Origin of the sequence: Lonepinella sp. BR2271, from assembly GCF_051851515.1 — a bacterium.
Lineage (GTDB): Bacteria > Pseudomonadota > Gammaproteobacteria > Enterobacterales > Pasteurellaceae > Lonepinella.
Map to the genome: position 1 here is coordinate 347,864 of NZ_JBPDVF010000001.1, position 26,957 is coordinate 374,820.

24 protein-coding genes and 1 pseudogene are annotated in these 26,957 nt (G+C 36.0%); 18 read left to right on the forward strand and 7 right to left on the reverse strand.

The features are described from left to right. Positions 1–6: 6 nt before the first annotated feature. From ACTG7X_RS01640 to rlmKL, 16 genes and pseudogenes are all read left to right on the forward strand, one after another. Entirely contained in the window at positions 7–1,416 is a 1,410-nt protein-coding gene (locus tag ACTG7X_RS01640; protein WP_439256808.1) for a lipopolysaccharide biosynthesis protein, read from the forward strand. Further along, on the forward strand, positions 1,406–3,046 hold the full coding sequence (locus ACTG7X_RS01645; RefSeq protein WP_439256809.1) for an asparagine synthase-related protein: 1,641 nt from the start codon (positions 1,406–1,408) through the stop codon (positions 3,044–3,046). The genes ACTG7X_RS01640 and ACTG7X_RS01645 overlap by 11 nt, the downstream gene beginning before the upstream one ends. 44 nt (positions 3,047–3,090) lie before the next feature. After that, positions 3,091–3,657, forward strand: a complete 567-nt coding sequence (locus ACTG7X_RS01650) for an acyltransferase (protein WP_439256810.1) — start codon at positions 3,091–3,093, stop codon at positions 3,655–3,657. Next, positions 3,654–4,706, forward strand: coding sequence for a non-hydrolyzing UDP-N-acetylglucosamine 2-epimerase (wecB, locus tag ACTG7X_RS01655; RefSeq protein ID WP_439256811.1), 1,053 nt, complete (start codon positions 3,654–3,656; stop codon positions 4,704–4,706). Before ACTG7X_RS01650 ends, wecB begins: the two co-directional genes overlap by 4 nt. A 9-nt stretch (positions 4,707–4,715) precedes the next feature. Then, positions 4,716–5,816, forward strand: a complete 1,101-nt coding sequence (locus ACTG7X_RS01660; RefSeq protein WP_439256812.1) for a hypothetical protein — start codon at positions 4,716–4,718, stop codon at positions 5,814–5,816. A 56-nt stretch (positions 5,817–5,872) separates the two neighbouring features. Beyond that, positions 5,873–6,931: an EpsG family protein gene (locus ACTG7X_RS01665; RefSeq protein ID WP_439256813.1), complete on the forward strand. Its 1,059-nt coding sequence runs from the start codon at positions 5,873–5,875 to the stop codon at positions 6,929–6,931. 1 nt (position 6,932) lies between these two features. Then, on the forward strand, positions 6,933–7,967 hold the full coding sequence (locus ACTG7X_RS01670) for a glycosyltransferase family 4 protein (protein ID WP_439256814.1): 1,035 nt from the start codon (positions 6,933–6,935) through the stop codon (positions 7,965–7,967). A 1-nt stretch (position 7,968) separates the two neighbouring features. After that, entirely contained in the window at positions 7,969–8,784 is an 816-nt protein-coding gene (locus ACTG7X_RS01675; RefSeq protein WP_439256815.1) for a glycosyltransferase family 2 protein, read from the forward strand. A 61-nt stretch (positions 8,785–8,845) separates the two neighbouring features. Further along, complete coding sequence (locus ACTG7X_RS01680) at positions 8,846–10,402, forward strand: RNA-binding domain-containing protein (RefSeq protein ID WP_439256816.1); 1,557 nt, start codon at positions 8,846–8,848, stop codon at positions 10,400–10,402. Beyond that, positions 10,399–10,620: pseudogene (locus ACTG7X_RS01685) on the forward strand (hydroxyacid dehydrogenase); the annotation flags it as partial. The gene ACTG7X_RS01680 and the pseudogene ACTG7X_RS01685, both read left to right, overlap by 4 nt. Positions 10,621–10,716: 96 nt before the next feature. After that, positions 10,717–11,997, forward strand: coding sequence for a sugar transferase (locus ACTG7X_RS01690; RefSeq protein ID WP_439256817.1), 1,281 nt, complete (start codon positions 10,717–10,719; stop codon positions 11,995–11,997). Positions 11,998–12,254: 257 nt separating this feature from the next. Then, positions 12,255–13,508 (forward strand): AAA family ATPase, encoded by a 1,254-nt coding sequence (locus ACTG7X_RS01695; RefSeq protein WP_439256818.1) that lies wholly within the window; start codon positions 12,255–12,257, stop codon positions 13,506–13,508. A gap of 4 nt (positions 13,509–13,512) precedes the next feature. Beyond that, entirely contained in the window at positions 13,513–13,965 is a 453-nt protein-coding gene (locus ACTG7X_RS01700) for a hypothetical protein (protein WP_439256819.1), read from the forward strand. A gap of 369 nt (positions 13,966–14,334) precedes the next feature. Next, complete coding sequence (locus ACTG7X_RS01705) at positions 14,335–15,057, forward strand: Fic family protein (protein WP_439256820.1); 723 nt, start codon at positions 14,335–14,337, stop codon at positions 15,055–15,057. Positions 15,058–15,077: 20 nt separating this feature from the next. Further along, positions 15,078–16,157, forward strand: coding sequence for a dTDP-glucose 4,6-dehydratase (gene rfbB, locus ACTG7X_RS01710; RefSeq protein ID WP_439256821.1), 1,080 nt, complete (start codon positions 15,078–15,080; stop codon positions 16,155–16,157). 119 nt (positions 16,158–16,276) lie between these two features. Further along, positions 16,277–18,427 (forward strand): bifunctional 23S rRNA (guanine(2069)-N(7))-methyltransferase RlmK/23S rRNA (guanine(2445)-N(2))-methyltransferase RlmL, encoded by a 2,151-nt coding sequence (rlmKL, locus tag ACTG7X_RS01715; protein WP_439256822.1) that lies wholly within the window; start codon positions 16,277–16,279, stop codon positions 18,425–18,427. Between the two features lie 61 nt (positions 18,428–18,488). On the opposite strand, the gene ACTG7X_RS01720 is transcribed toward rlmKL, so the two are convergent. The 5 genes from ACTG7X_RS01720 to ACTG7X_RS01740 form a co-directional block, all read right to left on the reverse strand. Then, on the reverse strand, positions 18,489–19,403 hold the full coding sequence (locus ACTG7X_RS01720) for a DUF3298 domain-containing protein (RefSeq protein ID WP_439256823.1): 915 nt from the start codon (positions 19,401–19,403) through the stop codon (positions 18,489–18,491). A gap of 64 nt (positions 19,404–19,467) precedes the next feature. After that, positions 19,468–21,198, reverse strand: a complete 1,731-nt coding sequence (gene argS / locus ACTG7X_RS01725; RefSeq protein ID WP_439256824.1) for an arginine--tRNA ligase — start codon at positions 21,196–21,198, stop codon at positions 19,468–19,470. Positions 21,199–21,273: 75 nt separating this feature from the next. Next, complete coding sequence (locus ACTG7X_RS01730; protein ID WP_439256825.1) at positions 21,274–22,548, reverse strand: type II toxin-antitoxin system HipA family toxin; 1,275 nt, start codon at positions 22,546–22,548, stop codon at positions 21,274–21,276. Beyond that, positions 22,548–22,862, reverse strand: coding sequence for a helix-turn-helix domain-containing protein (locus ACTG7X_RS01735; protein ID WP_439256826.1), 315 nt, complete (start codon positions 22,860–22,862; stop codon positions 22,548–22,550). The genes ACTG7X_RS01730 and ACTG7X_RS01735 overlap by 1 nt, the downstream gene beginning before the upstream one ends. Positions 22,863–22,982: 120 nt before the next feature. Beyond that, on the reverse strand, positions 22,983–24,254 hold the full coding sequence (locus tag ACTG7X_RS01740) for an AmpG family muropeptide MFS transporter (RefSeq protein ID WP_439256827.1): 1,272 nt from the start codon (positions 24,252–24,254) through the stop codon (positions 22,983–22,985). A gap of 308 nt (positions 24,255–24,562) precedes the next feature. Here ACTG7X_RS01740 and ACTG7X_RS01745 point away from each other — a divergent pair, with 308 nt between their 5' ends. Both ACTG7X_RS01745 and ACTG7X_RS01750 read left to right on the forward strand, forming a co-directional pair. Continuing rightward, complete coding sequence (locus ACTG7X_RS01745) at positions 24,563–24,991, forward strand: hypothetical protein (protein ID WP_439256828.1); 429 nt, start codon at positions 24,563–24,565, stop codon at positions 24,989–24,991. Positions 24,992–25,059: 68 nt separating this feature from the next. Next, positions 25,060–25,614: a hypothetical protein gene (locus ACTG7X_RS01750; RefSeq protein ID WP_439241027.1), complete on the forward strand. Its 555-nt coding sequence runs from the start codon at positions 25,060–25,062 to the stop codon at positions 25,612–25,614. Between the two features lie 77 nt (positions 25,615–25,691). On the opposite strand, the gene galE is transcribed toward ACTG7X_RS01750, so the two are convergent. Together galE and ACTG7X_RS01760 are read right to left on the reverse strand one after the other, a co-directional pair. Continuing rightward, entirely contained in the window at positions 25,692–26,708 is a 1,017-nt protein-coding gene (galE, locus tag ACTG7X_RS01755) for a UDP-glucose 4-epimerase GalE (RefSeq protein WP_439256829.1), read from the reverse strand. A 69-nt stretch (positions 26,709–26,777) separates the two neighbouring features. Then, the gene (locus ACTG7X_RS01760) at positions 26,778–26,957 is read right to left on the reverse strand and encodes a zf-HC2 domain-containing protein (protein ID WP_439256830.1); all 180 of its coding nucleotides are present in this window, start codon (positions 26,955–26,957) and stop codon (positions 26,778–26,780) included.

Here is a 26,957-nt window from a genome sequence, read left to right on the forward strand (position 1 = left end):
ATTATAATGGAATTTAAGAATATATTTAAATTGTTAAGTAGTAATATTGCTGCACAGTTAATTGGTATTTTATTTATTCCTATAATTACGAGAATATTTTCACCTCAAGATTTTGGAGAATATACTCTTTTCATATCGGTATTAAGTTTTTTTGGTGTAATTGCTTGTCTTAGGTATGATATTGCCATATCTATTTTGAGAAGAAATTCAGAGAAATTGCATTTGTTGGTAGGTTCTTTTTTTATATTGGTATCTATGGTTGCAATTTCATATATTGTAGTTTTACTATTTAGGACTTTCTTTTTATCTGAGATTGCAAAATTAGGATTAGAACGTAGTATCAATTATATTCCATTAGGATTATTCTTTTTGGGATTTTACAATTTACTAAATTATTACTCTCTATGTAGAAAGGAATATTCTTCCGTTGCGATAACAAGAGTTACTCAAGTGAGTGTAACATCAGCTACACAGATTTTATTAAGTAGCTTTGGTATGATATCTTTAGTTTTGGGGTATGTTTTAGGGCAGTTTGCTAGTACCATTACTCTACTAAGAAGAGTAAAGCAGGATCTTATTGGTAGTAATATTAGCAGAAGAAAGATTATATATTTATTGATTAAGTATAAACGCTTTCCCAAATATTCCATTTGGAGCGCAATGCTTAATAATTTGGGACAATCATCTTCCCTAATTTTGTTCTCGTATTTTTTTGGATCATATGTGGCAGGATTGTATGCTCTATCATATCGTTTGTTAATTGTACCATTATCTTCAGTAAGTTCAGCTGTTGCGAATTACTTCTTTTCTATTGCAAGTGAAAAAATAAAAGAAAAGAAAATTGATCAAGTGATATATCAAATACTTTATGTACTAAGTAAACTTTCCTTCCCATTTTTTTTATTGCTATTATTATTAGATAATGATATATACGTACTCGTGTTTGGTGATAATTGGAATGATATTGGTACTTTTGTAAGAGTATTAACACCTTGGTTATTATGCGTTTTTCTCATATCGCCAATTAGTATATTTTTAGAGGTGTTAGGGCGACAGAAAGAGTTTTTGTTTTTTCAAATAATATTATTTTTGAGTAGAACATTGTCTGTAGCTTATGGTTTATTTGATCAAGATATTATTTTTACGTTATATCTGTTTAGTTTTTCAAGTGTTTTATGTTGGATTTTACTCTTAATAAGAATGCTGAAATATACTGAGCTTGGTGTTATTTTTACGTTTATGGCAATAGTTAAGAACCTCCTTAAATCTTTTGCACCAGTTATACCATTATTGATACTTAAATTGTTCGAGGTTCAGGAATATTGGATTCTTCTTTATTGTCTGACTTGTATTTTGTTGTGTTATTATTATTTTACTTTTTTCAAACAGATAAGGATATATTTCAATGCTCGTTAAACTTAGTTCATATCTTAAAACCCAAAAAAAAGTATATGATTGCGATTATATTATCTTGGAAGGAGCTGCCTATGTAAATGGGGTTAGAGTTCGGGAAGAATATATATTAAAGAAGATCAGAGGGTGTCACACTAATTCTGAAATGTTAAATAGTTTCCTTAATTCGCTTATAGGGTTTTATGGGATAATTGCTTATGTTGATAAAAAATTATATGTTTTTAGTGATACTGTGAGAAGTTTCCCTTATTTCTATAAAAAGGAAAATAATGTTATTTTAATAAGTAATTTTGCAATAGATTTAGTTTCAAGTGAAGAAGTGTCGTATGATAATAAGTTATCTAGTTCCCAGTTCCTATTATCTGGATATGTTTCAGGGAAAGATACTTTAATTAAAGGTCTTTATCAAACAGAAGCTGGAAAATATTTATCATTTTGTATAGAAGAAGGTAAGTTATTAGAAAAAGAAGATTCTTATTTTAAATTCTGGAATTATACTACTGAGATAGATGAGAAAAAATTTGATTATGATGATTTGAATAAAGTAACGGATAACTCTATTCATAGATTAATTGATTTTGCAGCAGGTCGCCAAATTGTTATTCCTTTAAGTGGTGGGTTTGACTCGAGATTAATTGCGTCTAAATTAAAGGAGTTTAATTACAGTAATGTCATCTGTTTTACTTACGGAAGAGTAGAAAATAATAAAGAAAAAGAATTTAGTGAGAGAATTGCCAAATCTTTAGGGTTAAAGTGGATTTTTATTGAATATTCAGATGATCTTTTAAAGAAAATGTGGAGTGGTACAGAAGCACAAGAATTTAAATCTAAATATTCAAACTTTTGTAGTTTATCTCATATACAAGATTGGTTCGCAATATCTATTATGAAAGAGAAAGCATTAATTGATAATAATGCTATTTTTGTTCCTGGACATTCAGGAGACTTTGTTGGGGGAAGCCATATACCTAGTTTTGTATTTAATAATTTAACTAAGAAATATTGCATTACAGATGTTCTAAATGAAATTATATATCAGCATTTTTCTTTAACAAATGAGAATAAGAAATTAATAACTGAAATTAAAGAAAAAGTGAAAAGTGAATTGATATCTCAGGTAACAGAATTGATGAGCTTAAACACGCTTGATTTTGTTAATCTCATTGAATATTGGGACTGGAAAGAAAGACAGACTAAATATATTGTAAATTCAATACAAGGGTATAAACAATTTGGTTATGATTTTTGGCTTCCTCTATGGGATAAAGATTTTGTTTTGTATTGGCAAAATATACCATTGTTAGAAAGAAAAAACAGGACGAATTTAAAGAATTACGTTAATCAGATATATATAAAAAACATAGACGATTATTCTTTATATTCTTCAGGGGTTCTAGAGAATGCTAATGAGATAAAGGGTATGAAAGGAACTATTTCTCACTTAATTAGTGGGGTATTACCTTTGAGATTAAAGCGTTATTTGTTAAAAACTCTTTTTAAACGTAAGGTAAGTAATGTACATTTCTTGGCATTTGATGCTCTTGTGGATAAGCAAACATTAGAGTTATATAATGGAAAGGTGGCTAATATTGTAGGTGTTTATACCTCTCTTTATTTGTGTGGTAAATGGTAAACACAATGAATTATTATATATTCTAGTTTAATATGGTTCTCATTATGAAGAAGTTTATAAAGAATATGATTTTATTTTTTTCTCCTGTATTGTTAGTTATTCTAAGTATTTTCTTTGATAGGACATATCTGCAGGAAAAATATTTTAATAATACCTTAACAGGTTATATTTGGGCATTTAAATCTATTTGGACGAAAAATATATTACGTTTGGGTTACCCCATGCCTTTCCCTACTGGATTGACCTGCTTGGTTTCTAAGGCAGAGAATATTCATTTTCATCCCGATGATTTAAATAATTTTCAGGCTTCAGGCACATATTTTCAGAATTTTTTAGGGCATATTTATTTGGGTAAAGGTTCATATATTGCTCCTAATGTTGGTATTATTACGGCTAATCATGATTTAAAATATTTAGACACGCATACTGATGTACGAGATGTAATTATTGGAGAGGAATGTTGGATTGGGATGAATAGCGTGATTTTACCGGGGGTTGAATTGGGAAATAATACTATTGTCGCAGCTGGTGCTGTTGTAACGAAGAGTTTTCCTCAGGGTAATATTGTAATTGCGGGTGTTCCTGCGAAAGTGATTAAGGAAATTAAATGATGAAAATTATAACAGTTTTAGGTGCAAGACCACAATTTATTAAAGCCGCCGCTTTTTCTCGGGAATTAATAAATTACCCTGAAATAGAAGAGATTATTGTGCATACTGGGCAGCATTATGATCAAAATATGTCGGATGTATTTTTTGAGGAGATGAATATTCCTTATCCTAAATATAAGTTACAAACTGGTGGGAAAACACATGGAGCAATGACTGGACAGCAGCTAGAACAGATTGAAAAGATATTATTAGATGAATCTCCCGATCTAGTTTTAGTGTATGGTGACACTAATTCTACTTTGGCAGGTGCTTTAGCAGCTGTAAAATTGCATATTCCGATTGCTCATGTAGAATCGGGATTACGTTCTTTTAATCGTAAAATGCCAGAAGAAATCAATCGTATATTAACTGATCAAATTAGTGATTATTTGTTTGTTCCAAGTGAAAGTGCAAAACAAAATCTATTAAAAGAAGGAATATCAGAACACAAAATCCATGTAGTCGGCGATATTATGTATGATGTTTCTCTATTTTATCAAGATAAGGCGGTAAAACCTAAATGGTTTGACAGTATAAATTTAGATAATTTTGTTTTATGTACAATTCACCGAGCAGAAAATACAGATAACATAAGCAAGCTGTCTAGTATTTTAAATGGTTTAGAATTATCCAAAAAAAATATTGTTTTACCGCTTCATCCAAGAACAGTAGGTAAAATAAAACAGTATGGTTTGAATATTCCACAAAATATTAAAATAGTAGAGCCTGTGGGATATTTGGAAATGGTGTGGTTGGAAATGAATAGTGATTTTATTATTACTGATTCTGGTGGTGTACAGAAAGAAGCTTATTTTCATCAAAAATATTGTATTACATTAAGGGAAGAAACCGAATGGGTTGAGTTGGTTGAGCTAGGTTTTAATTCCCTTGTTGGTACTAATTCTCAAAAGATTTTTTCCATTTGTAACAATTTAGTGAATAAAACGTTTACACTGGGCATATATGGTAATGGCCATACTTCGAATAGTATTATCAATATTTTATCTTAGGAATTTTATATGAAAGTATTACATGCGGCATTAATGAAACACGCATATTCTGGTATTCTGAATCAAATGACTTGGGAAAAACAGGTGGCAATTAAACAGAATTTAGATTGGGATGTGGTTTTATATGTTAATCAATGTGAAAGTAAGTTCTTACCTTCTGATATTATACATGTATGGGATGGTTCTCATAGAACAGTGGATTCTATTTGTTCTTGGATATCTATTCGTAGAGATTATTATAAGTGGTTACTCGAACAAAGTTATAAATATGATTTACTATTAGTACGTCATAGTTTTGTAGATCCATTTCAATCGTTGTTTTTAAAACAAGTTAAAGTTCCAGTTTATTTGGTTCATCATACATTAGAAGTTCCTGAAATAAAATTAATGTCAAAAGGACTGAAATCAATATTAAAAACTAATATGGAATCATTTTTTGGAAAAATTTCAATTAATAATGCTCAAGGTGTTATTGCAGTTACTAATGAAATATTTGAATATGAGAATAACAGAGTTGGTCAAAAATTTAAGAATAAAATAATTTATCCTAATGGTATAAGTTATAATGATGTTAATTTAGTAGATAATAGAGCGGATAGTGTTCCTGAATTATTATTTGTAGCCAGTTACTTTAATCCTTGGCATGGGTTAGATCTTTTGCTTAATGATTTGAAAAATACATCAGAAAAGTTTATTCTGCATATCGTTGGAAATTTGAGTCAAGCTGATAAGTTAATCGCACAACAAGATAGTAGAATTGTATTACATGGTCATTTACCATCAAGTGAAATACAGCGGTTGGTTAGTCAATGTTGGATTGGGTTATCATCATTTGCATTATTCAGACAGGATATGCAAGAAGCTTGTACATTAAAAGTTAGAGAATATTTAAAAAATGGTTTACCTGTATATTCTGGGCATAAGGATATTTTCCCACAAGATTTCAATTATTATAAAGTAGGCAAGCCAGATTTTGAAAGTATTTTAGAATATGCGAGAAATGTACGTGATGTAGAACGAAATAGAATTAGCGAATCTGCTATGCCGTATATTGAAAAGGAATTATTGCTTAAATGTTTATATTCTACACTTGAACATATTGTAGTTTAAGTAATATATTATAATGTTATTATGATAATATAGATTGTAATCTTAAGGGTTGTTCCGTGAAAATTCTAATTAAGTTAAATCATCTCATTTTATATTTCTTGTTATTGTTACTTATTATAGTTGTAGGAGCTAGGGGAGCAACAAGAGATACTGAAATTTATTATAATATTTATAGAAATATAAATAGCTATGATTTATGCTCTTTTTCTAACTTCTATCATACTGCTCAAGTGGAAATTGGTTATGGTTGGTATAGCTATTTAATTAGTCTAATATCTCAAAACAGCTCTTTTTTATTGTTTTTTCCACTTTCTCTTATTACTTTTGTCGCTGTATTAAGTATTTCAAGAAAATTACAAGCTCAAGAATTCTTAGTTTTATTACTGTATGTTTCTTCAGCTTATTTTCTAATATTACAATTTATGCAAATGCGTCAAGGTTTAGCTGTTCCTTTAGCGTTGTTATCAATTACAATGCTATTTTCTAAAAAATATAACTATGTGAAATTTCTAGTGTTTGCTGTTTTGGCTTTTAGTTTTCATCAAGTTTCATTTGTTGTAGCTTTGAGTGGTTTATTATGTTTCTTCTTGGTAAGTTTTCTATTAAATAAAAACATATCTCTAAATAACTTTAGAGCATGGTCAATTTTTATATTTTTGATTAGTGTTGTTATATCGAAATATGTACTACTAGATATTATGATAAATTTTTCTGAGCGTTTATCTGCATATGCTAACAATTCATATGGTGAAGAAATTGGTTTTTTTAGATTGCCGAATATAAAAGCTTTTTTAGTTTTTATTTTCATATTGATATTTATGAATAAAAAAATATATGAAAATAGATTGTTTTTAGTCTTTTTTATTATGTATATCATTGGTGTAAGTATGCGATTCGGATTTTCTGAGTTTGCAATTCTTGGCGGGAGATTTGCTAGTGCTTTAACATTTACAGAGATTTTTATTCTTCCTTTTATATTTAGTCGGTTTGTTAATGGTGGGTTAATAATATTTTTAATTTATGTTGCAATACAATTTTTTTTGACATATTTTATCCAAGCACCGTATGTTATAGAGGACTACTTTAAACCCATCTATGATTATGTGGTATATTAATATGAATGTTTTATTTGTAATAAATTCGTTACGCCATAAATCTGGTATAGAAAGAGTAGCTAGCTTATTGGCCAATTTGTTTCATGGTAAACTTAATTATAGTATTACGATTGTAAATCGTGATACTGAAATAGACAATATTGCTTATCCACTTAACCAAGAAATTAGCGTTGTTTCATTAAATGGAAACTACTTACAATTCCATAGGAAATTACAAAGGCATATTGATGAATTTCATTATGATGTGATTGTTGTACATAATATGGGTAGGTTGTCATTGTTATGTTCATTTTTAAAGAAAAAACAAAGCAAACTAATATCTTTGGAACATGTGGCATTTGAAATAAGACCTTGGTGGGTAAAGTATTTTTCTAAATTATGCTATAAGAATATTAATCAGGTAATTACGCTAACACAGCATGATCAAGCAAGCTATCAATCTTGGGTGAAACAAGTTCAAACAATTTATAATATTTCGCCATTTTCTATTATTAGTGAACAGAAAGAAAAACCGAAGAAATTTGTTGCTGTGGGGAGATTGACCTATCAGAAAAATTTCCAAGCCTTATTATTAGCTTGGCATCAGATACAAAAAGAAATCCCTGATTGGAGCTTGGAAATTTATGGTGTAGGTGAAGAAGAGCAATCTTTACGAAATCTAATAAAAGAAAAAAAGATAGATAACGTGGCTCTTATGGGGCAAGCACAGGATATTGAGTCTGTTTATCAAAATAGTTCAATTTTTGTGATGTCTTCTCGCTTTGAAGGCTTGCCTATGGTATTAATAGAAGCTCAATCTTTTGGTTTACCTATTATTTCCTTTGATTGCCCACATGGACCAAAAGAAATTATTGAACATAATGTAAATGGTTTATTGGTAGATAATCAAGATATAGAGAAATTGGCTTATTCAATGAAAAAATTAGCAATAAACCCTACCCAGATAGACGAATTTTCTATGCGTGCTTTGAAAAGTGCTGAGCGTTTTCAGAAAGATGAAATTTTAAAATCTTGGCATAATTTATTAGAGGTATAATATGAATTTCTCAGTTCTATTATCCCTATACATCAAAGAACAACCTGAATTTTTACAGGCTTGTTTAGATAGTTTATTCCTGCAAACTTTACCTGCAACAGAAATTTTTTTGGTTTATGACGGTGTGGTTACGTCTGAATTAGAAAATGTAGTAAATCAATATTCCAGCAAGCTGCCATTAAAAGTTGTGCCTTTGGAACGAAATGTTGGTTTAGGTAAAGCACTCAATGCAGGTTTAAAACATTGTAGTTATGATTGGATTTTGCGTATGGATACTGATGATATTTGTACGCCCGATCGTTTTGAAAAACAGATTGCTTTTATCCAAGAAAATCCTGATGTAGCGTTGTTTGGTGGACAAATTCAAGAATTTAATCAGAGTATTAGTGAAAACCCTGTGATTAAAGCTGTTCCAACCCAAGAAAATGAGATTAAAAAACTTGCTCAAAAAAGAAATCCTTTTAATCATATGACCGTGGCATTTAAAAAAGACGTTATTTTAGAATTAGGTGCGTATCAACATCATTTGCTTATGGAAGATTATAACTTATGGCTGAGAGTGATTGGTGCAGGTTATCCAGTGGCAAATCTTGCTGACATTTTGGTATATGCAAGAGTCGGAAACGGTATGCACGCTCGCCGCCGTGGTTGGCAGTATGTGAAAAGTGAAAAGCAGTTGTTTGATTTAAAACGAAAATTAAACATACAGCCTTTACTTCCTGCATTGGCGATTTTTCTGATGCGTTCGTGTTTTAGACTGTTGCCAAGTGGATTGTTGGGGCAGTTCTATAATCGGGTGTTGCGGAAGAATAGGTAAGTTGAAAAGTGAATAGCTAGATTGTAAACTCAATCCACAAAATTATTACCGAGAAAGAACAATGAACAAAACCGAACTGTTACAAAAACTCACCGATATCGAATGGGACGATTTTGAAGTGAAATCAGCCCACAATGGCTTGCCTGAAAATATTTGGGAAACGGTGAGTGCGTTTAGTAATGGTTCGGGCGGTTGGATTGTGTTAGGCATTGAGCAAAAAGGCAAAATTTATGAGATTGTCGGCGTGTCGAATGCAGAAAAACTTGAACAGAATTTCACCACTGTTTTGCGTAACCGAGATAAATTTAGCGTACTAATCAATCCGCTTTGTAAAAAATATCATTTTGATAATAAAACAGTGTTGGCGTTTTTTATTCCTGCTGCTGAGCAAAAGCCTGTTTATTTTAATAAATTAGCAAATACCTTTATTCGCACTGGTAGTGGCGATCAGCGAGCGAGTAAAGAAGAAATCAATGCCTTATTGCGTGATCAATTATTTGGGGTGATGTCAGCCAAGCCTGCATTAAGAACTACGCTTGATGATATAAATCGCACCACATTGGGGCGTTATCGTGATTATATGTCGCGGTTTAACCCAGCTTTACCATACAACACGATGCCTGAAGATGAATTTTTGCAACGTTTGCAAATTGTGGACGGTGAGCATTTAACCTATGGAGGCTTGCTGTTTTTGGGTAAAAATATCGCAATTAACCGTAATATCTCTGATTTTCGGGTGGATTTATTGGAAATCCCAGGGCGTTCTTATGCGGAAGCACAGCCACGCTATACTTTCCGTTTAGAAGAGCAAGAAAATCTGTGGGAATATTATTTTGCGATTATTGAACGGCTAAAACGCTATGTGGATATGCCATTTAAAATGAATGATTTAGGCATTGCGGTAGAAAATAGTCCGCAACTTGAAGCCTTGCGAGAAGCCTTGGTCAATATGTTGATGCACACCGATTATTTCAGTGTGGCAAAACCCAGAGTGCGGATTTTTTCTGATCGCATTGAATTTGAAAATCCCGGTAGTTTTCCCTTGCCGATAGAAGAATTGTTAAAAACAGATGTGTCTGTTCCCCGAAATCCAGTGATTGCAAAATTATTTCGCCACGTCAAACTGGCTGAAAATGCAGGTTTTGGCTTTGATAAGATTCTAGCGTGGGAAGGAGAAACGCACACGAAAGTCAATTTTGATAAAAGTATTGCCTTTTCAAAGGTGACTTTTCCTTTGGCGAAAAAGTTTGGGGATATGGAGCAGACAGGGGACAAGTCGGGGGCAAGTCGGGGACAAGACACCGACCATGTTACCGTGCAAGTCGGGACCAAGTCGGGACCAAGTCAGGACCAAGTCGGGATCAAGTCAGATATTTGCTTAATAGATGAACAGAAATGTTTATTAGAACAGTGGCAAGATGAGCATTCATTACTTGATTTGATGAGTTGGGTGGGGCGAAGTAATCGGACGAAGTTTAGACAGCAAATTCTTACACCATTACTTGAACAAGGCATTGCAGAAATGACCATCCCCGATAAACCTAACAGTCGTTTACAACGCTATCGTTTAACTGACAAAGGGCGGGCATTGGCAGTAAAGATAGCAGGTGAAAAATGAACGATTTAATCATCTACAATACCGATGACGGCAAAAGCAATGTGGCTTTGTTGGTGCGTGAAAATCAAGTGTGGCTCACGCAAAATCAGTTAGCGGAACTTTTTGACACCACCGTGCAAAATATCGGCTTACACATCAAGAATATCTTGCAAGACAATGAGTTAGAAGAGATTTCAGTTATAAAGGATTTCTTTATAACTGCCGAAGATGGCAAAAATCAGATGAAAATATTAAAAATCTTATCCGAAGCCGAAAACCAAATTAAACAAAGAACTTAAATACAAATCATATCAAATGTAGAACAAGGTTACACAATGAACAAAAAAATTGAACTCACCAAACGCCATTCAAAATGGTATGAAAGGCTGTTTTTTAGCACCACAATGCAAAGCGTGCTAATTTCCTTATTTACTGTTATCTTGCCTGCTTGGCTAATGTGGGGAAAATCTGCCTACTTAAATGATAATAGAAGCACGACTGTGGTTGCATTGGTGCTCGTCTGTTTTGCTCACTGTATCACCTTAAAAATATTAAAAAAATACCCTGGGGATAAATCCTTTAGTTTTATTTTCGCCAGTTTGCTTATTTGGTTTATTGTTTTATTTATCGCCTTGGTTTTATTTAGATTAGATTATTCTAATTTATTATTGTCAGTCAGTGCCGTGTTAATGTTTGTTTATTCAACACTTGCCTATTTTCTCGCTAAACGTTGGATTGTGCCTAAATTTGCTTATATTCCTTTAGGCAGAGCCACTGAATTAACCAGCATTTCAAATGTATCTTGGGTTTGTTTAGATGAAGAAAACTTAACCGCAGAAAGACGTTATGATGCCATTATTGCCGATCTTCACTCGCCTGAACTTACTGCCAAATGGCAAAAAATCATTGCCCAAGCAGTGTTAAGTGGTGTGCCTGTGTACAATTCCCGTCAGATTCAGCAATCACTCACAGGACGAGTCAAAATCACCCATATGTATGAAAATGATCTTGGTTCACTATTGCCATCGCCTGTGTATTCGTTAATTAAACGGTTAATGGATATTGCGTTGGTGCTAATCACTTTTCCGATTACCTTGCCGATTATGTTGATTACGGCGATTGCTATTCGTCTGGAAAGCGAAGGTGGGGCGATGTTTATTCAAAATCGTGTGGGACGTGGCGGAAAAGAGTTTCGTATTTATAAATTCCGCAGTATGTGTAAAGATTCAGAAAAAGACGGGGCGAAATTTGCCAGCCAAGGTGATATGCGTGTTACTCGTATTGGTAAATTTATTCGCAAAACGCGTATTGATGAATTACCGCAGTTTTTCAATGTATTAAAAGGCGATATGAGTTTAATTGGTCCACGCCCTGAACAAAAAACCTTTGTAGATAAATTTGAAGAAAGTATTCCGTTTTATAATTACCGCCATATCGTCCGCCCTGGTATTTCAGGTTGGGCGCAAGTAGTACAAGGTTATACCGCAGGTGAAGATGAAACTCGGGTAAAAGTTGAACACGATTTTTACTATATTAAGAATTTCTCGCTATGGTTGGATATTTTAATTGTGTTTAAGACATTGAAAACGATGCTCACGGGGTTTGGGGCGAGATAAGCGTGGTGAATTAGATGAAAATTCAGTATGTCGGGATTTCCGACATACCACTTAACAGGTGCAATTAAAGCCTTGCGACAAAAGTTTAAAAAATGCAATATTTTGCAAAAAGTCCTGAAAAAATCACCGCAGTTTTGGTGAGAGAATATGATGAATAACTTGGTTTACCTTCCTAGTAAATCCTAGCAAATATTGATCTTAATAACAAAAAGAGCTAAAATTGGATGTTTTTTCATTTAACCAGCGGAGTTTTTCTGATGTTAGTTAATTTTACCCTTGATAATTTTAGTTCTTTTCGAGATACGCACAATCTGTCTTTGGAGATATCCACACTCCAAAAAGATGACATTCTCCAAGAAAATATCATAAAAATAAATGAAAAAAAATCACTCTTGAAATCGGTGCTGATTTATGGCGCAAATGCAAGCGGGAAAAGTAATTTACTTAACGGAATAATCCGATTAAAAATAATTGTATTACTATCATACCGTGAACTTGAGCGTAATTTATTAGAGCAACTTGTCATGCCTTTTGCGTTAGATGAAAAGACTCAAAATGAACCTACTGTATTTGAAATTACCTTTATTGAAAAAAATATAAAATATCGTTATGGCATTGCTATTTCAAATGGTGAAATTATAGAAGAATGGCTTTATCTAGCTAAACATAGGGAAGTTATGTTGTTTTCAAGAGATAAACAAAATATTGAATACAACAAAACAAGTTTTACTGAAGCTTCATTATTTGTTAAAGAAAACAAATTGGACAAAACAGCATCACATATTCCTTTTATTTCAGTACTAGCAGCTTTTCAAGGCAAACACAGTCTTAATGCCATTCGTTTTTTTAATAAATTAAATATTATCTCAGGTGTTTATGATATAAGTTTAGGTGATTTCACCTTTAATATGATGAATGAAAGTCCTGAATTTAAACAATGGTCATTAAATATATTAAAGAATTTTAATATAGCTGATGTTATGGTTCGTGAAGAGAACTCTGATGCAATAGAATTATCTCGAACACAAGATACATCTACGTTACACATTCCACAAAATAAAATCAGTGTTATTAAACAATTAACTCATTCGGAACATGAAATTGAATGGCCGCTTTCCCAAGAGTCGGATGGTACAAAAAAAATTATTCATTTGCTAGGCCCGATTTATGATACTTTGGTGAATGATAAGATATTATTGATTGATGAGTTTGATTCCAAATTTCATACTTTATTATCAAAACATCTGTTTTCTATTTTTCATAAGCATAGTAAACAAAGTCAGTTAATTGTTAGTGTGCAAGATACTAATTTAATGGATACGAACCATTTCCGCCGAGATCAAATTTGGTTTGTGCATAAAGATAGCATTGAGCAAGATAGCCGTTTGTATTCTTTGTCGGATTATAAAATTCAAATTAAAAAGTCTTATAGTCAAGATTATTTAAATGGGGCATTTGATGCCATTCCATTATTTGACAGCTTTGAAACTGTTCAGCATTTAATGGAGTAAGAAAATGGGTAGAAACCATAAAAAACCATTGAAAGATTCTAAACGTAATCTTGAATATTTAGAACCGAAAACGTTAAAATCAGATGAACAAGACGGTTATATTAGTTTAAGTTTTCGTTATTTTCAAAATATCAGTAATCAACTTGTGCAAAGTTTAGCTGATTGGCATGGTGATGATATACTATTAGATTTATTAAATTCACTGGTCTATGTTACGCAGAAAAATGTAACCCAATTACAAGCAGGTGATAAAAAGTTAAGTCTATATAAAGGTTTTCCAAATAAAACAGTCAATGATTTTCCACTGCCTAGTTCTTTGAGCGAAAAGGAAAATTGGGGGACGTTGCGTAATATTGGTGGACAAAAAGCAAGAGTGGCTGGTTTTTTGCGTGATAATATTTTCTATATTGTTTATTTAGATAAAGAACATAAGTTTTTCAAGTCAGGGAAAAAGTAATAATTGTCCACATTACAGGTAATTCAGGTTTTGTTAGTCAAAATTTAACACGCCATATTTGCAAAAAGTCCTGAAAAATCACCGAATTTTTTGGTGGAGATAATTAAAATCTGCATATTAAGTCCATAGTTTTATTATATTTTTATCACAAAAATGATAACTTAAAAGTAATAGAAAAGATTGTGTCGACACTGTCGACACAATTCAAAAATATTGAGAAAGAACAATGAACAAAACCGAACTGTTACAAAAACTCACCGATATAGAATGGGACGATTTTGAAGTGAAATCAGCCCCAAAAAGAGTGATTTAGGCATTGCAGTAGAAAATAGTCCGCAACTTGAAGCCTTGCGAGAAGCCTTGGTCAATATGTTAATGCACACCGATTATTTCAGTGTGGCAAAACCCAGAGTGCGGATTTTTTCTGATCGCATTGAATTTGAAAATCCAGGTAGTTTCCCCTTGCCGATAGAAGAATTGTTAAAAACCGATGTGTCTGTTCCCCGAAATCCAGTGATTGCAAAATTATTTCGCCACGTCAAACTGGCTGAAAATGCAGGTTTTGGCTTTGATAAGATTCTAGCGTGGGAAGCAGAAACGCACACGAAAGTCAATTTTGATAAAAGTATCGCCTTTTCAAAGGTGACTTTTCCTTTGGCGAAAAAGTTGGGGGATATGGAGCAGACAGGGGACAAGTCGGGGGCAAGTCGGGGACAAGTTACCGTGCATGATACCATGCAAGATACCATGCAAGTCACCATGCAAGTCACCGACCAAGTCACCGACCATGATACCGTGCATGATACCGTGCATGATACCGAGCATGTTACCGAGCATGTTACCGAGCATGTTACCGAGCATGTTGCTCTGCTAATTAAAGTATTAAATAAGGAAATGGATCGCAACGAAATTCAGCAAAAATTGGGCTTAATTCACAGGGAAAATGTTAGGGCTAATTATATTAAACCTGCCTTAGAACAAGGCTTAATTGAAATGACCATTCCTGATAAGCCCAAAAGCATTAAGCAACGCTATCGCTTAACCGAGAAAGGGCGGGCGTTGGCGGTAAAATTAGCAAGTAAGAAAAAATAAATATCACACAAGGAAAACAAATGAAAATCCTACTCACAGGCGGTGCGGGCTTTATCGGCTCAGCTGTGGTTCGCCATATAATTAACCACACAAATGACAGCGTAATTAACGTGGATAAACTCACCTATGCTGGTAATCTTAACTCAATCAGAAGTGTCGCAAACGATCCACGCTACGCCTTTGAGCAAGTCGATATTTGCGATAAAACCGCTCTTGAGCAAGTGTTTGCGAAATATCAACCTGATGCGGTAATGCACTTAGCCGCCGAAAGCCACGTTGATCGATCCATTGACGGGCCTGCTGCCTTTATTGAAACGAATATTATCGGCACTTACACTTTGCTTGAAGTGGCTCGCCATTATTACCACGGTTTGAGTGGCGAGAAAAAAGCGGCGTTTCGTTTTCATCATATCTCAACCGATGAAGTGTTTGGTGATTTGCACGGCACGGACGATTTGTTCACTGAAACCACGCCTTATGCCCCGAGCAGTCCTTATTCTGCGTCCAAAGCGTCTAGCGATCACTTAGTGCGTGCGTGGCACCGCACTTACGGCTTGCCAGTGGTGCTAACGAACTGTTCTAACAACTACGGGCCGTTTCATTTCCCTGAAAAACTCATTCCACTCGTGATTTTAAACGCCATTCACGGCAAGCCGTTGCCGATTTATGGCAAGGGCGATCAAATCCGTGATTGGCTGTTTGTGGAAGATCACGCCCGTGCCTTGCATTTGGTGTTGAGCAAAGGCGAAATTGGCGAAAGCTATAATATCGGTGGACACAATGAGAAAACGAATTTAAGTGTGGTGGAAACCATTTGTGATATTTTGGATAGCCTAAAAGGCAGTGAGAAACTCGCTAAATTTGCACCGCACTTTTCACAAATTAACTCATTCCGTGAGCTGATTACCTTTGTGCAAGACCGCCCAGGGCACGATAAACGTTATGCCATTGATGCCACTAAAATGCAGCAAAAACTGGGCTGGAAACCTGTTGAGGCCTTTGAAACGGGCTTGCGTAAAACCGTGGAATGGTATTTAGATAATCAAGAATGGTGGCAAAATATTCAAAATGGGATGTACTATGAAAATCTGTTAACGTAGGATTTTTGAGGGCAAATGTTAAGCGTTGGTTTGCCTGTTCAGTTAATCACTTATCACTTCGTCATGTGCCTATTTAATGCTATAATCCCCCAAATTTCCAATCTATTTAGAGAATATCCATGAAACAACTTTTCGCCACCACTGCACGTGGCTTTGAAGAATTACTGAAAGTCGAACTCACCACATTAGGGGCGACGGAATGTCAGGTGGCACAAGGTGGTGTGCATTTTATGGCTGATGATGAAACACAATACAAGGCGCTATTGTGGTCACGTTTAGCCTCTCGCATTTTATTGCCGATCACACAAAGCAAAATTTACAGTGATTTAGATCTCTATTCTACCGTTGTATCGCAGGATTGGTTGTCGCATTTTGATGAAAGATCTCGTTTTTTAGTGGATTTTAACGGCACAAACCAAGACATTCGCCACACTCAATTTGGTGCTATGCGTGTGAAAGATGGGATCGTGGATTATTTTGAGCGACAAGGCAAAGTTCGTCCTGATGTGGATAAAGACAATCCAGATATTCGCATTCATGCTTATTTACATCGTGAAAATTTTATCCTTTCTCTGGATTTAAGTGGTGATGCCTTGCATTTACGTGGCTATCGTGAAGAAACGGGCATGGCACCTTTGCGTGAGACGTTGGCGGCGGCTATTGTGTTACGTTCTGGTTGGAAAGCGGGAACGCCCTTACTTGATCCAATGTGTGGTTCTGGCACCTTGTTAATTGAGGCTGCTCAAATGGAGGCGAAAATTGCACCGCAGTTACATCGTATGCACTGGGGATTTGATTTCTGGAAAGGGCATAATGTCGCTGCATGGGAAAAAGTAAAAGCAGAGGCCGTTGCATTGGCTGAAACTGAATGTAATAAAAATCCGCCACCGCATTTTTACGGCTTTGATTTGGATCATCGTGTTTTACAAAAAGCCCTACACAATGCACAACAGGCGGGGGTGGCACACCTCATTCAATTCAAGCAATCAGATGTGGCAGCGTTAAAAAATCCCGTATCACAAGATGAAAAAGGTACGGTGATTTGTAATCCGCCTTATGGTGAACGTTTAGGTACGACGCCGGCGTTGATCGCTTTATATTCTGTATTAGGTCAGCGTTTGAAACAACAATTTGGTGGCTGGAATGCGTCTATTTTTAGTTCAGAACAAGGCCTGTTAGATTGTTTGCGATTGCGTTCACATCGCCAATTTAAGGCGAAAAATGGTCCATTAGATTGTGTGCAAAAAAACTATCAAATTTCTGACCGCAGTTTGAGCGAACAAGAGCCACAAAGTGCGGTACAAAATCTTGAAGTTTCGGCAAATCAGCACGTTGCAGAGGATTTTGCCAATCGTCTACAAAAAAATATCAAGAAAATTGAAAAATGGGCAACACAGCAAGGTCTACAAGCCTATCGATTATATGATGCGGATTTGCCCGATTATAATTTAGCTGTGGATCGTTATGCGGATCATATTGTGGTGCAAGAATATGCGCCGCCGAAAAATATTGATGAAAATAAAGCCCGCCAACGCTTATTGGACGCAGTAACGGCCACCCTCGCCGTGACAGGGATTGAAACCAATAAGCTGATTTTAAAAGTGCGTCAAAAACAAAAAGGTAAAAATCAATATGAGAAATTAGCCAACAAGGGTGAGTATTTTTATGTGGAAGAATACGGCGCAAAATTATGGGTCAATTTGACCGATTATTTGGATACGGGATTATTTTTGGATCACCGTTTAACCCGTAAAATGCTCAGCGAAATGGCGAAAGGCAACGATTTCTTGAATTTATTTGCTTATACCGGATCCGCAACTATTCATGCTGCCTTAGGCGGGGCGAAATCGACCACGACTGTTGATATGTCAAATACCTATTTAAACTGGGCAGAGCAGAACTTAATTTTAAATGGTTTAGAGGGTAAACAGCACCGTTTAATTCAAGCAGATTGTTTGCAATGGTTAGAAAAATGTGATCGTGAATTTGATTTGATTTTTGTGGATCCGCCGACGTTTTCAAATTCTAAACGGATGGAAGATAGCTGGGACGTGCAACGGGATCATATTAAATTAATGAAAAATCTGAAACGGATTTTACGCCCAAATGGCACCATTGTTTTTTCGAATAATAAACGGGGCTTTAAAATGGATTTTGAGCGTTTAGCTGAACTTGGATTAAGTGCGGTGGAAATTTCGCAAAAAACCTTGCCATTGGATTTTGAGCGCAATAAGCAGATTCATAATTGTTGGCTAGTGAGTTTTGCTTAGAAAATCAAAATAAATAGACCGCACCTTGGTATCTCAAAGTGCGATTTTTTGTGGCAATTTTTTACCATAAATATGCTTTATTAATCAGATCTTCTACTTGGTTCCAATACAAGGTCAAGGTAATGTCCCCCTCGACATAATAACCAATCGCATAAGGTGGGTAGACAAAATTTATGCCCTCAGCAGAGAAATAAAAAGCAGGAGAAACATAAAAATCCTTTTGATTAGCATAAAGCTCTCCATCAGAGTTTTCTTGACGATAGGTTTTATAGCTTTCCCATAACAAGTCTTGGAATTTGCTTTGGTTGGCTTTTGGAATGAGATCATCTAGTCCGATTTTTGCTTTTTTATTGATATCTACATTAATATAATCGGTCCAACCATTGCCATGAGCGCCGCCAGTAAATGCGTACATACTATGAGAAAATGTGACCACATTTTGACGTTGACCCAAATAGAAAACGGAGTCGGAAAGCTCGTTGCCAAAAGTATTAAATTCCTTGGCCTCTGCCAATCCCTCTTGATAATACACTTCATACAGTTTGAGTAAACGATCTTTTGGTGTTGGGAGTGCTTTAAGTTCAGCCAATAAATTTTTATCTTCAGTGGCGGAGATATCGCCAATCAGTTCGTTGTAAAGCAAATCATCTAGCCACGTTATTCCTGTTTCAACGCTCGATAAATGATAATCCACGTAACTTTGACTTACACCAAAATCATCTTCTTTGATGCTATCAGGATCACGGTTAAATTCTTGTCTTTTCTCAAACAAGGTGACAGGTTTTACTTGTAACGCAGGGACTTCCGTGCGCTTTTCTTGTGCGACTTTTAATTCTGCTTGCGATTTTTCCAACTGTGCATTTAGCTGACTAATCGTTTGCTCGGCGGTTTGTAATTTGGCTTGCGTATCTTTGTCATCACAAGCAGAAAGTACCAAAGTGGAGGCTATCAATAAAGCAAGGAGCGATTTTTTCATACCATTTTCCTTTTGTTATCTGAACATCCCCTCTCCCTATGGGAGAGGGCTAGGGTGAGGGTCGTTACATTTTCTCAACCGTTTTAATCCCAAGTAAATCTAAACCTTGTTTTAAAATACGTTCGGTTAATTGGGCTAATTTTAAACGGCTTAATTTAACTGCTTGCTCGGCATTTAGAATCGGGCAATGTTCATAGAAACTCGAGAACACACCGGCCAATTCATATAAATAAGCACAAAGTATATGCGGTGTGCCGTCTTTCACCACGGTTTGCACGGCTTCCTCAAATTGCAATAATTTTATCGCCAATGCCCGTTCTTTCTCTTCATTTAACACAATAGAGGCTTGTGAAAGTGCGGTGGAATCCACATCTGTTTTATTGAAAATTGAACGAATACGTGTATAAGCATATTGCATATAAGGTGCCGTGTTGCCCTCAAAGCTCAACATATTATCCCAATCAAACACATAGTCCGTGGTGCGGTTTTTAGACAAATCCGCATATTTCACCGAACCAATAGCCACCGCCTCAATCACTTCGGCTTTTTCTTGCTCAGAAAGTGCGGTGGATTTTTCATTAATTAATTTGCCGGCACGTTCCACGGCCTCGTCTAACAAATCCGCTAATTTCACCGTGCCACCGGAACGCGTTTTAAATGGCTTGCCGTCTTTGCCTAACATCATGCCAAAATTCTGGTGTTCAAGACTAAAACTCTCCGGCACATAACCTGCTTTACGAGTGATTAACCAAGCCTGTTGCATATGTTGGCTTTGGCGAGTGTCGGAGAACACTAAGGCACGGTCGGCGTGCAAGGTTTCATAGCGGTATTTGGCTGCGGCAATATCCGTGGTGGTGTATAAAAATCCGCCGTCTTTTTTCTGCACAATTACGCCCATTGGGTCGCCGTCTTTGTTTTTAAATTCGTCCAAATACACCACTAAGGCACCGTCATCTTCCACGGCCAATCCTTTTGCTTTCAAGTCAGCCACAATTTCAGGTAACATTGGATTATATAAACTTTCGCCCATCACATCTTTTTCAGTGAGACTCACATTTAACCGATTATAATTAAGTTGATTCTGTGACATGGTCATATCAACTAATTTTTTCCACATGGTTAAGCAATATTGATCGCCCCCTTGCAATTTCACCACATATTGACGGGCTTTTTCAGCAAAGACGTCATCGGCGTCATAATGTTCTTTGGCGGCACGATAAAAGGCCTCTAAGTCGCTTAAGTCCATTTCGCTAGCATGTTCATTTTCCATTTTTTCAAGGTAAGCAATCAACATGCCAAATTGTGTTCCCCAGTCGCCCACATGGTTAGCACGGATCACCTTATGTCCCATAAATTCTAATGCACGGACAACGGCATCACCGATAATCGTAGAACGTAAATGCCCCACGTGCATTTCTTTGGCAACATTGGGAGAGGAATAATCCGCCACCACGGTCTGCGGTTTATCCGTTTTTATGCCAAAATTCACCGCACTTAACGCCTGTTCGGCGTTGTCGGCTAACCAGTTTTTATCTAAGAAAATATTAATAAAACCGGGCCCGGCAATTTCTAATTTTTCCACTATCCCATTTAATTCAACCGCATCCACTACTTTTTGTGCAAATTCACGAGGATTTAAGCCTAATTTTTTTGCTGCGCCCATAATACCGTTGGCTTGATAATCACCAAATTGGGGTTTACCCGATTGGCGTACTGCCGGTTCTGCATTTTGCTCGGCGCCTGCCAATATCATGGCTTGTTGAATTTTTTCCGATAAAAGGGTTTGAATATTCACGTTGTTATACCTACAAATAAATTATTTTCGTTAACTGGTTATGATACCGTTGTTTCGCCTTTTAGCAAAGTACAATTATAGACTTTTCGCCTTGCTTTCTAAGCCTGATAAAATCGGTTCAAGAATAAAATCAGGGATTTGGCGAGGTGCAATATTATAAATCTGGGGCAATGCTTGGGAAATTTCATGTAAAATTTCTTCCACGGTATCTTTGGCTAGACCGGCTAATTTTGCGGTGGTAAAAATATGGCGTAATTGGATTTTATCCCAAAGATAATGTTTATTTTCCCCTTGCCAAGCCATTGCCATTTTTATTTTTTGCCGTTGTAATCCTTTAGGCGAGATTAACGGATAAGCCGACATTACATCATAAAAAGGCGTGAGACGATAGCGATCATGTTGTTCCAGAAAAAGGCTAAAATTTTTCGCGTGTCCATCAATCGCACAAAGTAACCAAAACACAATCTGCGCCTTGAAGAAATGTTTGCGATCTTTTAATGGCTCTGTTGAGCCTTTTAATAATTCCATAATTGTTAATATGCCACAACCACCATCCGATTCATATTTTCTCGCCGGTGCAATGTTCATGGCTTGACACATATCTTCCTGCGGTAGTCTCACTAGCCAACTCTTGTTTTTCGACCAACGTCGATCAAAGCGCTCGACAATCAATACTTTCGTTTCTCCAAATTGCATTATTCTGGCAGCGGGGACAGCCAAGCCAAATAGACGCATAATTTTCAGACAAAGCCATTCATTCTCACAACTCATGGATAAATCTAATTGCCCTTGTGCGACTTGGCCAATCGGCAACTTAAATATATGACTGGTGGCGGTGGAATAAAGAGGGCGTTTCCACTGTCCTTGATGATACAACAACGCCGTTTTTTCTTGCGCACCCGCTAGTGATATACGGAAATCTTCCCCTTGTTCCATGCCGAGCGGAAAGGATTGGTAATTTTTCAATAGGCTTTCAATTTCATGCACGGTTAATGGTATGGCATCAATTTGTTGAATGGGGCGTGGTCCATCTTGATAAAGTTGAATTGCGCCCACACAATCCTGTCCAATGGCGGAAAGTAAATCAAAAGGTGTTTTGGTTTGGGTTTGAAATCGTTGCTGAATGCGAGAACGAATTTGTTCATTATCCGGCAATAAATTGTCAAAAAAATTAAAAACCACATCACCTTTATAGATTTTATGAGAAAGAGGCAATGATAATGACATGGCTCTCGCGCGATCAGATTCAAGCCAGTTTGCATTATATTGAAATTCATTTGCCCCATTATTGAGTTTACGCCATTGGCCTACGGGATAGCCATTCATGGCAATGTTAAGTCTATTTTCCATTACCAAACCTCATCATCAGGGTTGTAATGTGTTACATAGTCAGCCACTTGTTCTTGCACGCCCAAGGGCATATCATGTTGTTCTTGCTGAATGACTTGTTGCGTTGGGCGTGGTTGCACGATCAATTCTAATTCAAGACCGGATAAAATCTTGAATAATGTTTCCAGTTTCGTGGCGTCTGGATTGGTTTCAAATACTGAAACTGTGGCTTGTTTGGTGCCAGCTCGTTTAGCCACATCAATTTGAGATAAATCTGCTTTGTAGCGAAATTCTCTGATTACTTGCGCAAGCATTTTGGATGTTGTTACTGCCATTTAGCCTCCTTTATATCCTTTTAATAGGATAGATGATAAATTAACCCCTAAGCAGGATAGTTATTATTTTATCCCATTTAGAGGTTAAATGCAAGTTTATCCTTTGAGAGGGTTATAAGACTAACGATATTTTTCTTTCCACGGCGCAATCCAAATTAAACAAATCATTCCCGGTATGGCTAAAAAGAAGCATAGCCAAAAATAATCATAATAACCTAACCAATTAATCAAACTGCCGGCTTGCGTGTTGATCGTTGCTCGTGGCAAGGCGGATAAACTGGTAAATAAGGCCAGTTGCGTTGCGGTATAAAGCGGATTGGTTTCTCTTGCCATAAAGGCCACAAAGGCAGCGGTGCCTAAGCCGACGCCGATATATTCGGCGGCAATCACTAGGCTTAAAGCAAATAATTCATAGCTGCCGATTTGATCAAACGGCCCTTGTTTAGCCAACCATGCAAAGCCTAAAATGGTGAGAATTTGCACCACACCAAATAACCATAAGGCTTTATTAATGCCAATTTTCAGCATGATCACACCGCCCACAATACTGGCAATCACCATAGGCCAAAGGGAGGCATTTTTGGCGACAATGCCGATTTGGCTGTTGCTAAAGCCCATATCTAAATAGAATGGAGAAATCAACGCCGTTGCCATGCTGTCGCCGAGTTTATACAGGAAAATAAAGGCAAGAATGGCTAAGGCTGACCAAAGTCCTTTGCGACCAAAAAATTCTTTAAATGGCTCAATGACATTATCCCGTAAAGTGCGGTGCGAATTAAGCAAGATTTTAGGTTCACGGCTGATAAATAAGGTCATCAAAATCCCCGGCAACATAAAAAGTGCGGTGATAATAAACACGGTTTGCCAATCAAAATAATCCGATAAAATTAATGAGAGAGAACCCGGCACAAGCCCCGCAATGCGATACGCATTGACATGAATAGAATTGCCCAAGCCCAATTCTTCGTCCGATAAAATTTCTCGCCGATACGCATCCAACACCACATCTTGATTTGCCGAAAAAAACGCACAAAGGGTGGCCAGTCCTGCGATTAGGGTTAAGCCTTGATTGCTTTGAGGGGAGATAAATCCAAATAACGCCATGGAGAGTAATAACAGAAGTTGCGAAACCAAAATCCAACCACGGCGGCGACCGAGAAAAGGGAGCGTATAGCGATCAAGCAACGGCGACCACAAGAATTTCCATGTAAAAGGGAGCGTAACGGCGGTGAAATACCCGAGCGTTTTTAAATCCACCTGTTCAGAACGTAGCCAAATCGGCAACAGGGAAATCAAAATATAAAAGGGCAACCCAGAGCTGAATCCAGTAAAAATACAGATCAGCATATTACGGCTGAAAATTTGGGAGAGAACGGTCGGTTTATTTGGCATAGTCAATTTATTATCTTAATGAAAACCCCCTTTCCCTCTGGGAGAAGGCAGGGGTGAGAGTAGATGTATTGTCCTTGATTTTCGGGGAGGGTGCAAGTGTTAAAACGTCAATTTGGCGTGATCTTGTTGAAGAATAAATCGATCTCGGTGTTTTATTTTTCCTTGGTTGTGAGATGTGTTGGGTTATGTTTTGGTTAAAAAATAGACGAGTAAGTAAAAGGCAATTGTGCAAAAAAAAAACAATGTTAGTATAGGAAGTAATCGCATTGAATTGCATAATTCTTAATCAACTTACTAAGGAAATTCTTATGAATGTTAAAATGAACAGAGGACTATTTTTATTAATAGCCATTATCCCCTTATTGATTATTCCTCTTATTATTGCTTTTCCAAATTGTTTTCGTATTCCTAGCCCTATATTAGCCTTAATCGTAGTGGCACAAGGATTGCTATTTTCGAGTTTAATTGTATACGCTGAAAATTTTAAATATTGGGAGATGACCAAATGTATAAGCTCAAAAAAAGTTTTTTTTACAATAATTGCTATTCTTACCGCTGTCGAATTTGGGAGCTATGTTTATTCTAGTCCAAAGCCAGTAGAGCAGCTTCTCTATAATGAGATACTTCCTTTTGTATTGGGTTTACTTTATATCTACTTTTTAGACCCGAAAATTCAGAAAATACTTAAACAGAATGATACAGACCAATTAAAAGAAAATTCATCTGAACAAAAATAAGTTTAAGCTATGTTTAATCAATGTATTGATTATCTTATAAAATGAGGTTTTATAAAAAAGGAACGAATATGTTAAAAAGTAAAATTAAATTAGGTTTCCTGTTGAGTTGTTTATTTATTTCACCAAATGTTTGGTCTTATGGTTGCAATGATTTTTCAAGAAGTAGCAATGAATATTGCACTCCAGATGGTTCAAGACTATATTATTATGATGAAGTAACCAAAGAAATGAAGAAAATTAAAAGTACATTTAGGGGAAAAACTTATACTTATAAAGATTTAATTCAACCTTTAAATCCTGATGAATTAGTTGGTTATAAAGAGTTTTCAAGAGATTTAGATAGCTTTAATCTTGAATTAGAGAGAAAATTAAATAATTTAACTGAGGCTCAATTTATGCAAGTCTTGCAAATTCGTGGTGATTACTTAGAAAAAATATTAGATAATAAATATTATGATTTAGGAATAGTTTATTCATTAATGGGAATTGATAAAATGATTATTTCTCTTTTTGATAAATTCAAAGTCAGCCCAGAAAATCAGAAACTATTTAAAACAGGTTCTGCTGAAAAACATAAGACTTTAGAGATTATGTCAAACTACATCAAACTTGTCACATATTAAATAAAAACACCGCAGTTTTAAACTACGGTGTTACCCTCACCCTAACTCTCTCCCAGAGGGAGAGGGGATTTAGGCGGTTAGTCTTTATAGCCCTTTGGATTATTTTTCTGCCAATTCCACGTATCACGCATCATGGCATTTAAATCACGCTCCGCTTTCCAACCTAATTCGTTTAATGCACGGCTGGCATCCGCATAATTTTCCGCAATATCGCCGGCACGACGTGGTGCGAATTTATAAGGCACTTTGATATTGTTGGCATGTTCAAAGGCGTTCACCATATCTAACACGGAATAACCCACGCCTGTACCGAGATTATAAATATGCAAACCGCCGTCATTTTCGTGACGATCTAAGGCTTTGACATGTCCGATAGCCAAATCCACCACGTGAATATAGTCACGTACGCCTGTACCATCAGGGGTAGGGTAATCGTTACCAAAAATAGATAATTCTTTTAGTTTACCCACCGCCACTTGAGCAATATAAGGCATTAAATTATTCGGAATACCGTTTGGATCTTCGCCGATCAAACCGCTTTCGTGGGCGCCAACAGGGTTAAAATAACGTAATAGGGTAATGCTAAATTTCGGCTCGGCTTTGGCAATATCGGTGAAGATTTGTTCTACCATTAATTTAGAGGTGCCGTATGGATTGGTTGTTCCACCCACTTTGCAATCTTCGGTGACAGGAATTACTTCAGGATCGCCATATACCGTGGAAGAGGAGCTAAACACAATATTCCACACGCCAGCTTGTCGCATTTGTTCAATTAAATTGAGTGAACCGACCACGTTGTTGTGATAATACTCAATCGGTTTTTGCACGCTTTCGCCCACCGCTTTTAAGCCGGCAAAATGGATCACTGATTCAATGTTGTTTTCGGCGAAAATACGTTGTAAAAGTGGACTGTCTAAAATATCCCCTTGATAAAATTTGGCTTGTTTGCCAGTAATTTGTGCCACTCGTTCAAGGGATTTGGCGGAGGAATTACATAAATTATCCAATACCACTACGTCTTTACCGACGTTTAATAATTCAACCACGGTATGTGAACCGATATAGCCGGCACCGCCTGTCACTAAAATTGCCATAATATTTTCCTTTTATTAAACTGAGTTTAACTAGTATAAATCCGATTCGCCTTTTAACAAAGGGATAAATTATTCGGGTTTATTGCCTGCAAATTGTTTCATTAAATCGTGCATTTTGGCACATTGTGCTTGAAATTTTCGGCAATGTGGACAAAGCATGACATGGGTTTTAACCCCAATTTTTTCGTTAAAATTGAGTTCACGTTCCTGTGCATCAGAAATTAATTTGGTGGCTTGTAAGCAGTTCAT

What these genes read in the sequence shown, in the direction of transcription:
- ACTG7X_RS01640 (WP_439256808.1), top strand. Translation starts at nt 7, where the DNA reads ATGGAATTTAAGAATATATTTAAATTGTTAAGTAGTAATATTGCTGCA.
- ACTG7X_RS01645 (WP_439256809.1), top strand. Translation starts at nt 1,406, where the DNA reads ATGCTCGTTAAACTTAGTTCATATCTTAAAACCCAAAAAAAAGTATAT.
- ACTG7X_RS01650 (WP_439256810.1), top strand. Translation starts at nt 3,091, where the DNA reads ATGAAGAAGTTTATAAAGAATATGATTTTATTTTTTTCTCCTGTATTG.
- wecB (WP_439256811.1), top strand. Translation starts at nt 3,654, where the DNA reads ATGATGAAAATTATAACAGTTTTAGGTGCAAGACCACAATTTATTAAA.
- ACTG7X_RS01660 (WP_439256812.1), top strand. Translation starts at nt 4,716, where the DNA reads ATGAAAGTATTACATGCGGCATTAATGAAACACGCATATTCTGGTATT.
- ACTG7X_RS01670 (WP_439256814.1), top strand. Translation starts at nt 6,933, where the DNA reads ATGAATGTTTTATTTGTAATAAATTCGTTACGCCATAAATCTGGTATA.
- ACTG7X_RS01675 (WP_439256815.1), top strand. Translation starts at nt 7,969, where the DNA reads ATGAATTTCTCAGTTCTATTATCCCTATACATCAAAGAACAACCTGAA.
- ACTG7X_RS01680 (WP_439256816.1), top strand. Translation starts at nt 8,846, where the DNA reads ATGAACAAAACCGAACTGTTACAAAAACTCACCGATATCGAATGGGAC.
- ACTG7X_RS01690 (WP_439256817.1), top strand. Translation starts at nt 10,717, where the DNA reads ATGAACAAAAAAATTGAACTCACCAAACGCCATTCAAAATGGTATGAA.
- ACTG7X_RS01695 (WP_439256818.1), top strand. Translation starts at nt 12,255, where the DNA reads ATGTTAGTTAATTTTACCCTTGATAATTTTAGTTCTTTTCGAGATACG.
- ACTG7X_RS01700 (WP_439256819.1), top strand. Translation starts at nt 13,513, where the DNA reads ATGGGTAGAAACCATAAAAAACCATTGAAAGATTCTAAACGTAATCTT.
- ACTG7X_RS01705 (WP_439256820.1), top strand. Translation starts at nt 14,335, where the DNA reads ATGTTAATGCACACCGATTATTTCAGTGTGGCAAAACCCAGAGTGCGG.
- rfbB (WP_439256821.1), top strand. Translation starts at nt 15,078, where the DNA reads ATGAAAATCCTACTCACAGGCGGTGCGGGCTTTATCGGCTCAGCTGTG.
- rlmKL (WP_439256822.1), top strand. Translation starts at nt 16,277, where the DNA reads ATGAAACAACTTTTCGCCACCACTGCACGTGGCTTTGAAGAATTACTG.
- ACTG7X_RS01720 (WP_439256823.1), bottom strand. Translation starts at nt 19,403, where the DNA reads ATGAAAAAATCGCTCCTTGCTTTATTGATAGCCTCCACTTTGGTACTT.
- ACTG7X_RS01730 (WP_439256825.1), bottom strand. Translation starts at nt 22,548, where the DNA reads ATGGAAAATAGACTTAACATTGCCATGAATGGCTATCCCGTAGGCCAA.
- ACTG7X_RS01735 (WP_439256826.1), bottom strand. Translation starts at nt 22,862, where the DNA reads ATGGCAGTAACAACATCCAAAATGCTTGCGCAAGTAATCAGAGAATTT.
- ACTG7X_RS01740 (WP_439256827.1), bottom strand. Translation starts at nt 24,254, where the DNA reads ATGCCAAATAAACCGACCGTTCTCTCCCAAATTTTCAGCCGTAATATG.
- ACTG7X_RS01745 (WP_439256828.1), top strand. Translation starts at nt 24,563, where the DNA reads ATGAATGTTAAAATGAACAGAGGACTATTTTTATTAATAGCCATTATC.
- ACTG7X_RS01750 (WP_439241027.1), top strand. Translation starts at nt 25,060, where the DNA reads ATGTTAAAAAGTAAAATTAAATTAGGTTTCCTGTTGAGTTGTTTATTT.
- galE (WP_439256829.1), bottom strand. Translation starts at nt 26,708, where the DNA reads ATGGCAATTTTAGTGACAGGCGGTGCCGGCTATATCGGTTCACATACC.
- ACTG7X_RS01760 (WP_439256830.1), bottom strand. Translation starts at nt 26,957, where the DNA reads ATGAACTGCTTACAAGCCACCAAATTAATTTCTGATGCACAGGAACGT.